This is a genomic window from Paenibacillus sp. J53TS2 (assembly GCF_018403305.1).
In the GTDB taxonomy this organism is placed as follows: Bacteria; Bacillota; Bacilli; order Paenibacillales; family Paenibacillaceae; genus Fontibacillus; species Fontibacillus rhizolycopersici.
In genome coordinates, this window is record NZ_BOSK01000012.1 from 44,760 (window position 1) to 58,485 (window position 13,726).

General features: G+C 54.3%; 11 protein-coding genes. 3 read left to right on the forward strand and 8 right to left on the reverse strand.

Annotated elements, in window-relative coordinates:
• Positions 1–17 precede the first annotated feature (17 nt).
• From KJS42_RS20215 to cymR, 6 genes are all read right to left on the reverse strand, one after another.
• The gene (locus KJS42_RS20215) at positions 18–2,096 is read right to left on the reverse strand and encodes a BglG family transcription antiterminator (RefSeq protein ID WP_213623950.1); all 2,079 of its coding nucleotides are present in this window, start codon (positions 2,094–2,096) and stop codon (positions 18–20) included.
• A gap of 81 nt (positions 2,097–2,177) precedes the next feature.
• Positions 2,178–3,617, reverse strand: a complete 1,440-nt coding sequence (locus KJS42_RS20220) for a PTS mannitol transporter subunit IIBC (protein ID WP_155605818.1) — start codon at positions 3,615–3,617, stop codon at positions 2,178–2,180.
• Positions 3,618–3,858: 241 nt separating this feature from the next.
• A complete protein-coding gene (locus KJS42_RS20225; protein ID WP_193416592.1) occupies positions 3,859–4,068 on the reverse strand; it encodes a hypothetical protein in 210 nt (69 codons plus the stop codon).
• A gap of 31 nt (positions 4,069–4,099) precedes the next feature.
• On the reverse strand, positions 4,100–4,603 hold the full coding sequence (locus tag KJS42_RS20230; protein ID WP_155605820.1) for a PRC-barrel domain-containing protein: 504 nt from the start codon (positions 4,601–4,603) through the stop codon (positions 4,100–4,102).
• 97 nt (positions 4,604–4,700) lie between these two features.
• Complete coding sequence (locus KJS42_RS20235; RefSeq protein WP_213623951.1) at positions 4,701–5,852, reverse strand: cysteine desulfurase family protein; 1,152 nt, start codon at positions 5,850–5,852, stop codon at positions 4,701–4,703.
• Positions 5,853–5,985: 133 nt separating this feature from the next.
• The gene (cymR, locus tag KJS42_RS20240) at positions 5,986–6,405 is read right to left on the reverse strand and encodes a cysteine metabolism transcriptional regulator CymR (protein ID WP_068784637.1); all 420 of its coding nucleotides are present in this window, start codon (positions 6,403–6,405) and stop codon (positions 5,986–5,988) included.
• Positions 6,406–6,645: 240 nt separating this feature from the next.
• Between cymR and mnmA the strand changes: the two genes are divergently transcribed.
• Positions 6,646–7,779: a tRNA 2-thiouridine(34) synthase MnmA gene (mnmA, locus tag KJS42_RS20245; protein ID WP_213623952.1), complete on the forward strand. Its 1,134-nt coding sequence runs from the start codon at positions 6,646–6,648 to the stop codon at positions 7,777–7,779.
• Positions 7,780–7,880: 101 nt separating this feature from the next.
• Here mnmA and KJS42_RS20250 read toward each other — a convergent pair whose 3' ends face one another.
• Positions 7,881–9,194, reverse strand: a complete 1,314-nt coding sequence (locus tag KJS42_RS20250) for a replication-associated recombination protein A (protein ID WP_193416570.1) — start codon at positions 9,192–9,194, stop codon at positions 7,881–7,883.
• A gap of 456 nt (positions 9,195–9,650) precedes the next feature.
• On the opposite strand from KJS42_RS20250, the gene KJS42_RS20255 reads away from it, so the two are divergent.
• Both KJS42_RS20255 and KJS42_RS23250 read left to right on the forward strand, forming a co-directional pair.
• Positions 9,651–9,953, forward strand: coding sequence for a CD3324 family protein (locus KJS42_RS20255; protein WP_213623953.1), 303 nt, complete (start codon positions 9,651–9,653; stop codon positions 9,951–9,953).
• Positions 9,954–10,094: 141 nt separating this feature from the next.
• Positions 10,095–10,997: an HNH endonuclease gene (locus KJS42_RS23250; protein ID WP_244868562.1), complete on the forward strand. Its 903-nt coding sequence runs from the start codon at positions 10,095–10,097 to the stop codon at positions 10,995–10,997.
• 418 nt (positions 10,998–11,415) lie between these two features.
• On the opposite strand, the gene KJS42_RS20265 is transcribed toward KJS42_RS23250, so the two are convergent.
• Positions 11,416–13,578 (reverse strand): HelD family protein, encoded by a 2,163-nt coding sequence (locus KJS42_RS20265; RefSeq protein WP_213623954.1) that lies wholly within the window; start codon positions 13,576–13,578, stop codon positions 11,416–11,418.
• Between the last annotated feature and the right edge of the window lie 148 nt (positions 13,579–13,726).

A 13,726-nucleotide genomic window follows, 5' to 3' on the forward strand; every position in this document is an offset into this window, starting at 1 on the left:
TTTCCTATCTTCCGGATTTACAAATGTTCAAAATAAACCAACAGTTCAGTCGCCAAAAAGTTTCGGATTTCCTGACGCTCTCCCGTTTCCAGCAGTTCTACCAGCTCCGGCTTCAGCAGCAACGCACTGATTTCACTAAGCACCTCTAAGCTCTCACGCGACAGCTCGCGTGGCGCAAGCATGAATAACAGTGCGCCTACTTTCGTCCCGCCGTCGAGCAGTACAGGCTCCTCCAGCCGGAACAAAGCCAGCGAACGGGTATTCACAAACCGGGTTCGCGTATGGAACAAGGCGAGCGAAGTACCCGGAATAACCTGACTGGCCATTTTTTCCCGTTCCAGTAAACGGTCGGCTACAGCCGCAATGTCGGATACGGAAGGTGGAACGAACGATTGGTTTATTTCCTCCAGTGCCGCCGTGACCGTGTCTCGGAGCGAAGCCCCCCGGTTATACAAGGTACTCACGTCGAACTGATCTAACAGACTGACAACTTCGTTAAGCGCCATCGACAACGACCGTACCTTATCAAAGGCCCTGGTTTTGGCCGATTCCGGCTCGGATGCCGGCTTACGAGCCTTCAGCGTCGTATGCTGCACGTACTCCAGTAACCGCTCGCTGTCCTCGTCCGTGAGCAGCGGGCTCAATTTGACGTAACGATCCTCTGGAAGAGGCAGATCGATCGTCGAAATCATTAAATCATAATCAGACTCTGGAAGCCGCTTGGCTTCATACCATGAGACGTTGCCCAGCACTTCGATCTGCGGCATCTCCTTGGCGAGCCGCGTAGCTAACAGTTTGGAGGAGCTCAGCCCGCTTGAGCAAACCAAGATAGCCCGCACGTTGCGGCCTAGCTGATTCAACCGTTCAATCGAAGCGCCGAAATGCATCACCAGGAAGCCGATCTCTTCATCCGGCACGTCCAGGCCGGCTGCGCTGTCGTTCATCGCCTCCCGCACGATGCCGAACAGCTCCTCGTAATCCTTGCGGATAGCGCCTAGCAGCGGGTTGCGGATGCGAGAGCCTTCGCGAATCCGCTTAAACGCCGGGCCCATATGCTCAAGTAAGCCGCTATGCAGCAGGCGGTCCTCCTGAAACGGGATGCCGGTTCGCTTGACGACGTTCTCCGTTAGCCGGTATACGGTATCAACCAGTTCTAAATCCGCTTGAACCAGCTCAGGAGAGGCTTCCTTGGCCTGGCTGAACAACCCGTTCATATAGGTGATTTCCTCCGGTGGGAACGTAAGCGTGAGCTTGTCGGCCAAACGTAGCGCAAAGCGGGCCGTCTCAGCTGCGTCTTGCTCTCCGCCCCCGGTGGAGGCCACCTTGCCAGAGTTGTTCAAACCGTTTACGAATCTCCCCGCGTTGATCCGATTCACCGAAACGGAGAGATGGATCAACAGCTGAGTGTAGGCATTTTCGGACAAATGTTCCGTCCAATTCCAATTCATGGCCCATAGCGTATTCTCCACCGTCATCAGGTTGTGTGTGCCGACGACCTCCAGCAGCCTCGCGGTAGCTGAGGAGACTTGACTTTCCGGCGATCCCCCGATCAGATCCGAGTAATCCAGGTGATCGGCTGCCAATTGGCATAAGGCCTCGCGTATCTCCCGCTCATCACCGATCAACTCGACGCCGTAGCCCCGGCGGCGGACCAGCTCCAGTCCGAAGCGACGGGTCCAAGGCTCTACCTCATCCAAATCGCTGCTGATCGTTGCTACCGTGACTTTCAGGCTATGAGCTAATGTAAACAACTTGCATGGCTCCTGCTCCACCAGCAAGCGGCAAATCAACAAGAGCTGCCGCTCCTCTCCCGAGTAGTCACTAGGCTTATCCACCAGCAGCAAACGCCTGGCTTCCTGAAGCTTCTCACCTTCCTCGCTATCTGCCGCATTACTCCAAACAGAAATTCCGGTACCAGACTTACGGTGCAGGATCAATCCGAAATAGGCCAGGATTTTTTCAATCTCGTCCAGTTCCCGGTGGACCGTTCTGACGCTGACGTTAATCTCCGCGGCGATTTCCGCAGCGGTCATCCCGTTCTTGCGCCCGAGGAGGAGGATGAGGATCTGCTTTTGTCTTGCGGTCATTTTCCTCATATCAAGTCTCTCCCTAATATAGACGCAAAACACCGGCGACTAATCGCCAGTGTTCTGCCCCCGCATCGTAACCGGCGCTACTTAGCCCTTCAGCCGTTCGACCAGTTCATCGTATTTGGGACTCTTCAAGAAATTATCAATGGAGATATGTTCCGCATCCGGTTTGTTCGCGATGGCGCGGTCCGTCAGCGTTTTTTGCGTAATAACGATATCTGCGTCGCTAGGGATCTCACTAACAGCTGAATTGACAACAGTCACCTTCACGCCCGCATCCTGCATCTTCTTTCTCAGGACCGAGGCGCCCATCGCGCTGGAACCCATACCCGCATCGCAAGCAAACACGATTTTGTTCACCGTTTCTTTTTGCACGCCGCCTACAGCAGCAGGAGCTGCCACCTGGTTCTTCGAACCTGCGGATTTCATCTCTTTCATTTTCGCCGATGCTTCTTCCAAGTTCATATCCTCTTCGTCTTGTTTACCCGTCTTGAGCAGTAGCGAAGCGATCAAGAAAGAAACGACCGTTGCGACGATTACACCGCTTAACATCGGCACATATCCGCCCTTCGGCGTCATCAGGAAGTAAGCGAAAATACTACCCGGAGAAGGAGAACCTACAAGACCGGCACCGGTCAATTGGAACGTGAACGTACCCGCCACACCACCGGCAATGGCTGCCAGAATCAAGATCGGCTTCATCAAGATATACGGGAAATAAATCTCGTGAATCCCGCCCAGGAAGTGGATCACCACTGCGCCTGGAGCCGATTGTTTCACCATGCCGCGTCCGAAGACCCAGTAAGCCAGCAGGATGCCAAGACCTGGACCCGGGTTCGATTCGAGCATGTATAACATCGATTTGCCGACACGCAGCGCTTCTTCCGAAGCGATCGGCGTAATAACACCATGGTTGATGGCATTGTTCAGGAACAACACCTTGCCTGGTTCAATCAAGAGGTTGACCAGTGGGAGCAATTTTGCCTCCACCAGGAAGTCAACGCCCGAAGACAAGCCTTTGCTAATCGCGGTGACGACCGGACCGATGCCGCTGTAAGCTCCAAGAGCCATCAAGCCGCCAAAAATCCCGATCGAGAAGTTATTGACCAGCATTTCAAAACCGGATTTGATCTTCCCTTCGACCAATTTGTCGAACTGCTTGATGATCCAAGCGGACAACGGACCCACGATCATCGCGCCGAGGAACATCGGAATATCGCTGCCGACGATCACCCCCATCGTTACGATCGCAGCCGTTACTGCACCGCGTTTGCCATGTACCATGTTGCCGCCGGTGTAACCAATCAGGAGCGGCAGCAAGTATTTGATCATCGGATCAACCAACTTGGCGAGATATTCGCTTGGAATCCAGCCGGTAGGAATGAAAAGTGCGGTGATTAACCCCCATGCGATAAATGCGCCGATGTTCGGCATAACCATCCCGCTGAGCGCACGACCGAACTGCTGAACCTTGACCCTTGCTCCGCCGGATCCTGCAGACGGTTTTTTCGTTTGTGCTATAGCCATAAAGAGAAACCCCCTTAGAATGATGTACGGACCATCAACAACGTTGACTTGTTGGATTACCGTGCTTCTAGACTCATCCTAAATCAAAGCGCTTTCTTTCTCAATCAAATGAAAACACGGTTTCGTCATGATTATTGTTGACAACATTTGAAGAGCGATTCCTCTATACAAAAAAAGCCATCCCCTTCACGATCAAATGGGGACAGCTTTTGCATTTCCAAAGCCTAGCAGGAATATATTGTTACGAGGAAGCGTGCATTTGCGAGAAGTCCTGCACCATTTCCTCGCCGAAGAACAGATCGTCCAGCGAGCTGAGCGTACCGTCTTCCTCGACTTGATATACGGACATTTTGTCGCCGTTCACCGTTAGTTCAATAAAGCAACCCCAGCAGTAGAACTGGTGGGAGCCGATTTTCCCGATATCCTTGGAATTGCAATTTGGACATTTCATCATAGAACCATCACCTATCCATCCACAAAATTCACGGCTTTTCAAGCAGCTGTTCGCTGCCCAGGGGCACCATGATCACATTTTCCCCTCGGGTCATTTCCGGCAAAAAAGGCAGCAGCTTGCGCCCTTCCATGAGATCGGTGAAAAACCCGTCGCTAATTTCAATTCCAGTAATTGTGTTTCCCAATTCATGCTCAAAATAAACATCCGTCACATGACCCAGACGAATTCCGTCCTCAGTCAGGACCGGCAGCTCTTTTAATTTCCCATTTCCCGTTAAAAAGGTGTTCTGTATGTTCTCGGCTCCCCATTTGCGGACAGCCTGTTGATTACGAATCATCACAGCATCATCGCCGTAAGCCACGATATCGTCCCACCCTACCGCCTTGACACCGGAAGTCCAAAATAATCGATTCTCCAGCTGGATGCCGACGATCGACCAGTCATGGTTTAGGAGGATGTCAACGACTTTCCCGACCTGCTTGCCATGCTCCACATCATAAACGGTCAGGCCAATCATTTCTTGCATTCTCATGTTGAATAAGACACTCCCTGCTTGGGCATTTCATACGGTGCCGAAAATCCTATACCTCCTCTCCGCAAAAGCCGATTTGAGCCCAAAAAGGTGCCCATTATTTTCTTCTACGAAGTCGTTCCAGGATGGTTCCAATTTTTTCGGCAGTTTCGGAAATTTCTTCCCTAGTATTACCCAATCCTACACTAAATCGAATCGCGGATCGCAAAAAACTTGCCGGAAGATGCATCGCTTCCAGCACGTGCGACGGCTCCAAGGAGCCCGAGGTGCACGCCGAGCCGCTGGAGGCGGCAATGCCTTCCATATCCAGATTCATCAACATCGTCTCCGAATCCACTTCCGGAAAGCTGAGGTTGACGATATGCGGCAGTCGATCGCTCGGGTGGCCGTTCACATGGAAGGCTTCGCGGGTGATCCGCTGTTCCAAAGCGGACAGTAGCTCCTGGATCAACAGACGATCATGCGCGGTGCGAGCCTCTCGCTCCGCCGCGGTCAATTCAACGGCTTTGGCAAAACCGGCGATCCCGGCCATGTTTTCCGTACCGGCCCGGCGTTTTCTCTCTTGCAGTCCGCCGTGCTGGATCGGATCCAGCTGAAGATCCTTCCGTACATATAAAGCTCCGACGCCTTGGGGTCCGTTGATTTTGTGCGAAGAGAAGCTCATCAGGTCGACCGGAAGCTCGCGGCAGGAAATCGGCAGCGAACCGAGCGCTTGCACGGCGTCCACATGAAAGACGATGCCCCGCTCCCTGGCGATGGCGCCGATTTCGGCAATCGGCTGAATCGTTCCAACCTCGTTATTGCCGTACATCACGCTAATCAGGATCGTATCGGGACGAATGGCTTCCCGTACCTGATCCGGATGCACCTGACCGTAGCGATCCACCGGCAAATAGGTTACCTCGAACCCGTCCTTCTCCAGACGTTCGCAGGAATGCAACACCGCATGGTGCTCGATGGCGGTCGTGATGATATGGCGACCGTCCGCCTTGCGGGCAGATGCCGTGCCAAACAACGCCAGGTTATCGCTTTCCGTCCCTCCGCCGGTAAATACCAGTTCATCCGGACGGCAGCCGATCCGAGCCGCAATCGAATCTCGCGCCCCGTTCACCAGACGTTTGGCTTCCCGTCCAAAAAAATGAACGCTGGATGCATTACCGAGTTGTCCCCGCATCACCTTCAGCATCGTTTCCGCGACGTCCGGATGGATCGGCGTGGATGCGGCATGGTCCAAATAGATATGCTTCATGGCTCTCACCTTGTCCAAATCACTTTTTTTATTAACGTATAAAACGTAAATCACCGCCCCGGGATCGGGACGGCTACCGAATCGTTTGTTGATTGTATCCCACCGCATTCATGATGACAAGTCGGTTCGCAGATTAAATGTAGAACATGTAATTTTCCTTGGCTCCGTGCTCCTCGAAATTCACCAGATTCTCCAGCGTCGTCGAATCCAGCACTTCAGCGATACTATCGCGGATGCGCAGCCACAAATCGCGTTTTGCCGGATCATCCTCCTCGGTGAAGTCCACCGGGGAAATCGGCCCCTCCAACACGCGGATGATATCTCCAGCCGTAATTTCACTGGCTTCCTTGGAAAGAATATAGCCGCCGTAAGCCCCGCGTACGCTCTTTACCAAGCCGGCGTTGCGCAGCGGTGCGATCAATTGCTCCAGATAATGCTCGGACAATTGGTTTTTCTCGGCGATGCTTTTGAGAGAAGTGGGCCCCTCGCCAAATTTGGCGGCGAGCTCCATCATAATGGTCAATCCGTAGCGTCCTTTTGTAGAAATCTTCAAAGAAGGCACCTCTTTCAATTTTCGAGTAAACTTTATATAATTAAGCTTTGATCCTAAAAAAGACAGTCTCGGGCCATCCGCCGCGTACTTCCGCGACAGCCGTGCCCAAATCCGGGAATTCCTCCCTATTCCTATCTTTACCCTGTGCTTATCGTAACATATCATATGTGTTTTGGAAAATAAAGCAACAAATATGGTAAAATAAACGGCGAGCGAACGCCGCTCGAAGGAGTGATAATCATGGCGAAGCCTAACAGCGAAACCCGCGTCGTCGTCGGCATGTCCGGCGGCGTCGATTCCTCGGTGACCGCGCTCCTGCTGAAGCAGCAGGGTTACGATGTCATCGGCATATTCATGAAAAACTGGGACGATACCGACGAATTCGGCTACTGCACGGCCGAAGCGGACGCCGAAGATGTTCGCCGCGTCTGCGAGCAGATCGATATCCCTTACTACACCGTGAACTTCGAGAAGCAATACTACGATAAAGTATTTGCCTATTTCCTCGAAGAATATAAGCGGGGCCGGACGCCAAATCCCGACGTCATGTGCAACCGGGAAATCAAATTCGGCGAATTTCTGAACAAAGCGCTGGATCTTGGCGCGGATTACGTTGCGACTGGGCATTATGCACAAGTCGTGGAAGAGAACGGGACGTACAAGCTGCTGCGAGGCGTCGACAACAACAAGGATCAAACTTATTTCCTCAATGCCCTGAATCAGGAGCAGTTATCCAAAGCCATGTTCCCGATCGGTCACCTGCCGAAACCGGAGGTGCGTCGGATTGCGGAAGAAGCCGGTTTATATACGGCTAAGAAGAAAGACAGCACCGGCGTCTGCTTCATTGGGGAACGTAATTTCAAGGAGTTCTTAAGCAACTACCTACCGGCCAAATCCGGCGATATGGTTGATATCGTCACCGGCGAAGTCAAGGGCCGCCACGATGGCCTGATGTACTATACGTTAGGCCAACGGCAAGGACTTGGCATCGGCGGCTCCGGCACCGGCGAACCGTGGTTCGTCGCTGACAAAGATCTGGAGCGCAACCTTTTGTACGTCGTGCAAGGCGACAAGCACCCCAGCTTGTACTCGACGTCGCTGATCGCTTCTGGCGTCAATTGGATCGCCGGGGCTGACCATCTGCCGGAGGGTCCGTTCCACTGCATGGCGAAGTTCCGCTATCGCCAGCCGGACCAAGGCGTGACGTTGACGAAGCGGCCGGACGGCACCGTGCTTGTCGAGTTCGATCAGCCGCAAAAGGCGATCACCCCGGGCCAAGCCGTCGTGTTCTACCAAGGTGAGGAATGCCTCGGCGGTGGCACGATCGAAGCCCCGGCGAAACTGCGGGCGGAGGCTGCGGCAGCGCAAGCTTAAGCAGGAAGAAATAAAGCGGGAGTTACGGCGTCTACATTAGACCCGAACCTCCCGCTTTTTTTTGCGTGTATAGACATGGCACTTACACTCATGCACTCGGCTTACTTGCCGTTTCTGCGCCGCAGCTCTTGGTTGTGTTTGATCTTCGCTTCGTTCCCTTGCTCGGTGGCATGGTAGAACGAACGACCAGCCAAGCGTTCGGGCAGGTATTCCTGCTGCACATAATGACCAGGGTAATCATGCGGATATTTGTAGCCCTCGTGCCCGAGCTTCACTGCTCCCTTATAGTGGGTATCGCGCAAATGCAGCGGAACCTCGGCGGATTTGACCTCCTCGATAGCTGCCATAGCGTTCCCGATCGCCTCCACGACGCCGTTCGATTTAGGGCTTTCGACCGCAAACAGGATCGCCTGAACGACGTTTAGCCGCGCTTCGGGCCAACCGTTGTTCCGGTAAGCGTCCAAAGCACTGATCGCCTGTACCAGCGCTTGCGGGTTAGCCAGGCCGATATCCTCGCTGCTGGCGGCGATCAACCGGCGGATAAAGGTCATCGGATCCATCCCCAGCTTCTCCACGGCATAGAGGAACCAGAATACCGCCGCATCGCTGGAACCGCGAATCGACTTGTGGAACGCAGACAACACGTCGTATTGCGTCGACTCGTCCGCTTTGACCAGCGGCCGACGGATCGATTCCTCCGCCACCTCAAGCGTGACATGCACCGTGCCGTCCGATTGCGGCGGCGTGGTCATCGCGGCCAGCTCCAGGGCATTCAGCGCGCGCCGAATATCTCCGTTAGCCATCGCGGCAATGTGCAGCAGCGCCTCCTCGTCGACCTGCAGCGGCATGAAGCCAAGCCCTTTCTCTTGATCCGCCAAGGCCCGCCGCATCGCGATCAGCGAATGCTCTTTCGTCAGCGATTCTAGTTGGAACAACGTGGAGCGGCTCATTAAGGCGCCGTTGACGTAATGGAAGGGATTTTCCGTCGTTGCGCCGATGAAGATGATCGTTCCTTTTTCCACCGCCGGCAGCAAGGCATCCTGTCTCGAACTGTTAAATCGATGAACCTCGTCCAGGAACAGGATCGTTTTCGTGCCGTAGAAAGCTTTGTCGTTCTGCGCCTTTTCGATGACCTCGCGAACGTCCTTCACCGACGCATCCACCGCGTTTAACCGAACGAATTCCGCCTGAGTATGATTGGAAATAATGTGGGCAAGCGTCGTTTTGCCGCAACCCGGAGGGCCGTACAGCAAAATCGAGGACACCTGATCGGCTTCGATCGCTCGCCGCAGCAGCTTGCCCGGACCAACGATATGCTCCTGTCCGATATATTCATCGAGGGAGGTTGGCCGCATCCGGTCGGCTAGAAGCCGCCCCGCCGGGCTTTGCTCCTGATTGAAAGAAAACAAATCCACCTTCAAGTCACTTCCTTGATCGTTAGCATGATTAACGTGATAAATGGAATGAACCCAAACTTATTCTAGCATACCTTACGTAAAAAACACTTATAGTCGTTCTTTCGCTTTTCCAGCGGCCGGAAATATGAGTTAATATAGATGTCGGGCCGACGAATCACGGGAAAGGGGGCTGATCGAAGTGATTACAGTGAGTGAGGTGGCTGCCGCGTAAGCGGCACCGCAATAAAACGGGGGGCTGGGAACAGCCTCCCTTATTTATGTTTGACGATACCTGTGTTAAGATAGATCCAGTAAAAACCAAATTTTGACTTTATTAAAAGTCACAAAGTCGGCTTTTCCACACCGAGAAGGTAGGATGAAGCGACGACCAAATCAAATTTTGAAAGGGGGAAGCGAGCATGTTGACTTATGTCGTAACAGTAGTTGAGGACGGACCACGAAATAAGGAGGTACATGATCGTGAATTACAAAAATGGAAAGGATGTTCTTCCCCCTAGGCTGTTGCAGGAGCTCCAAACCTATATTCAAGGTGAGCTGCTGTACATTCCCAAACCGGAACGGTCGAGGGCGTTATGGGGAGAACTGAGCGGATCCCGCATCTCCATCGCCAAGCGGAACGAAGGGATTTTCCGCCTTTATCGCGCCGGGAGCACGGTTCGGGATTTAGCCGGAAGATTCCACCTCTCCGATGAAAGCATCCGCAAAATTTTAACCAAAATGCGCAGCCTAAGACAACCCGCAGCCGTGACCGAGTAACCGGCAATGAGGGATCATCCAATGACAAATTTGAATATAAACCATAAGCCAAGACCGGCTGGTCTTGGCTATATTTATGTAGAATCAGGTATAATGGAGTCATATCCTACTTGTAGCCTATTCTAAACTGAGGTGACCCCCTTGACGCAGCAACAGCAACCCGATCAAGCTTCTACCTCCGCGAAAGCGGTAAAAATATGCGCCTATTGCGGCAAAGCGAAGCCGCTCGGCGAATTCCTGCGCCGCACCGGCAAGCGCTCCGGCAAAGGCTCGCGCCGCGGCGCCTGCCGCAGCTGCCGGGCGCAGCGCAAGCAGCAGCCGGCCCAGGCCGCGGTGCCCGAGCCCGCTGGCGCAGCGCTTGCGGCGCCAGCGGCAGTGCCCGCCGCGGCGGCGCCAAGCCGCGGCGGCCGCGCAGGCGAAGCCGCGGCCGGGCCAAGCGTGCCGCGGGGCGCGGAGGCCGCCGCCGGCACGGCCAAGGCGGCGCGCAAACGCAAGCGCAAGCGCCGCAGCAAAAAGGCCGCGGCACAGGTCGCGGCCTTGAAAGACGGCGCAAGCGCCGCCAATGCGGCGCCGGCCGCAGCTGCGGGCCGGCTAAGCGCCGACGCCGCGCTGCCCAAGCGGCGGATCAAGCGGGCGCTGCCTGCACCGCCCCCGAAGGCCGAGGGTCCCGACGTTCGGACCCTGCGCCCGAACCGGAACGGCATGATCCGCCTGCGCGGACGCACCGACAAAGGTCGGCGCTGGCAGCAGGAGATCGACTTTGATCTGGCCGTCACGCTCGTGCGCGAGCATATGGCGGTCGTCGTCAATCCGTTTACCATCCGGCGTTTGTATACCAACAAGGCGTTCCGCCAGTATATTTTGAAACGGGATGATTACACTTGCTTCTTTTGCGGAGAATACGGCGATACGATCGACCATCTGTTGCCTAAGGCCAAGGGAGGTCATACGACTCCGGTCAACTGCGTATGTGCCTGCAACCTGTGCAATCAGAGTAAAGCCGACCGGTGGCTGGACGACTTTATGCAGGATGACGCGCTGTAAAGCTCCGTTTAATACGCGCTCCAAACAACCCTATTGGTGCACTTCTATTCGAAGAATCGAATACAATCCGGCCGCTTTGGCGATTTTGACCGAATATATATGAAATTTCATATACATTCGTACCTGCTAGAGCCGTTTGTCCTGAATCTATGCGAAAAACCGAATACAATTCGGTTTTTCCGCCATCTTCGGTATGTTATATATGAAAAATCGTATACATTTCCGCCCCCGTAAAACATCGCGTTGTACCTAGGCAGGTTTCCAAGGGAAGCCCGAGTGCGTGCATGCATGATTCCCTCTCCTGAACGAAAGGGATAATGCAGCAACCGTCCCCCTTCACTCTTCACCTTAATGAAAGGGATAATGGTGAAGGGAAACCTCACCCCCCTATTGAGCATCATCCCTCACGCCCTTGAGTTTAAGCTTCCATGCTCACCTTGGCCGCATACTCCGACGCCTCATCGCCAGAGACGTAATCCGGCAGCCTCTCGCCATGCAACAGCCACAGCTCGTGCAGCGCGCGGGTGCAGCCGACGTAAAGCAGCTTGGCGTCTTTAGGCCCATAATGCTCCTGATCCACGTCCGTCACGATCACCGCATCGAACTCCAGTCCCTTCGACAGGTATACCGGCAACACCGATACGCCGCCGGCGTATTGCGTCAGCTCCCCGTTAATCAGGTTTGCTTCCAGCCCGCCTTCGCTTAACGCGGCATATAGCTCTTCCGCCTCCCACATCGTTCGGGTTAATACCGCCGCCGTACGGAACGAACCGCCCTGCACCTTATCCAGCGCCTTCCGAATCAGCGCCAGCCGCTTCTCGCCAGCCGCCTCCAGCAGCCGCACCGGCTCCCCGCTGCGAAATACCGGAACAGCCAGCAAATCCGCCCCAACGCCCCGCTCGAGAATCTCATTTGCGAATTGGATGATCTCCATCGTCGATCGATAGCTGCGCGTTAACGCAAAATAAGCGGTTTCGTCCGGCCGGAATAACTGCTTCATCTCATCCCAATGGCGCACTCCCTTGTAATAATGGATGCCCTGCGATAAATCCCCGAGAATCGTAAAGGAATGCCCCTTAACGAAACGGTCCAGCACATGAACCTGAAATGGAGCAAAGTCCTGGGCCTCGTCGATGACGACGTGGTCGAAGGTCTGATTTCCGTCGATCTCATTGATCAATGTGTACAGGTACAACAGGGCGGCCAGATCTTCTTCCTTAACGGCATTTTTCTTCAAACGAGCTTGCGTATCCTTCCAAATGCCCGCCGGAATCCGGTCCGAGACATTAACCATCCCTTCCGTCCCGCCGCTCTTCCGAATGCCAAACAACTCCCGGTACAGGCTGAGCGGCGTAAGCTCCGGCCACTTTTTGGCATAGCTTTTTTCCCGTTGCTGGGCCTTTTTCTTCCGATCCTTGAGCGCAGCCGCCGACGGTGCCTTCTTCAGCTCCATTTCGATCCAGCGATGAATGCGTGCCAGCACCCGTTCCTTACGGCGGGCCACCGGATAGTGGCGGTATTCGCCTTCAAACCAGATCAGGATTTCTTTGCGCGGCAGTCGCGCCCCTTCCCAAGGCTCGAAATCGCCTTCGGGCACGCAGCCGGATTCGAGCGTGCTCACAGCCGCATCGATGATCTCCTTAAACGCCATCGAACCCTTAAAGCGTCCAGGCAACTCCGCATCCTGCCATGTTTCCGCGCCCCTTGCCCCGCCGTCAAACCACCGCGACAACGCCTCGGAACCATCGGACGGGACCTCATCCAGCTCCAATACCTTCGCCGCCCAATCGCTGAATGTGCTCTGCTGGATGTCTCCTACTCCCAGCTCGGGCAACACTTCCGAAATATAATCGATAAACATATGGTTTGGCGCAAAAATGACCAGCCGTTCCGCTTTAATCTGCTCCTTATACTGATACAGCAAAAAAGCTAGCCGATGCAGCGCCACGGTTGTTTTCCCGCTGCCGGCTACGCCTTGGATAATCAGCGCCGTATTTTTCGCCGCACGGATAATTTGGTCCTGCTCGGCCTGAATCGTCGAGACAATGTCGCGCAAGCGGTTGTCCTTGTTCTCGCCGAGGCGATAAACAAGAAACTCATCCGATACAGCCGGGCCATCGCCGTCGCGGTTATACGTATCCACGACCCGGTCCAAAATCCCTTTGCGGATCACGATGTTCCTCTTCAAATAGACCAAGCCTTCGATCAAGCCCTCAGGCGCCACATAAGAGGCATCATCCCCGCCGGTAAACGAGTAGAACAGGCTGGCCACCGGCGCGCGCCAGTCGATGACGATGGGGTCTTTTCCGTCTTGGTCGCCAACGCCAACCTTGCCGATATAAAACGGCGTTTTTCTTCTTCCCTGCTCCTCGAAATCCAGCCGCCCAAAATACGGTTCATGGATCGATTGCTCCAGCTGTTTACGCTGGCCCTCCCGATTCTCTTCAAGAAGTTGTTCGGTAAAGTCTTGCCCGGTGTACACCGGAATCGAACGCAGTCGCTTAAGCTGCTGGTCGATCTCTTCCAAGGTGCGGTCAAGCCGCGCCTTCTCTTCTTGATAGGCACTTTGAAAATCATCCATTTCAGTTACCTCCTAAGGTTTTTGTGCACTCCAGACTCAAAAGGAGTTTCATTATACCACTACCTCCATCCAAAAGGCGAATTTTCTCAAAAAGAAAGACACGGATCCAGCTAGCCTTAGGCGCCCTGACCGCGTCTTCATGATCTCA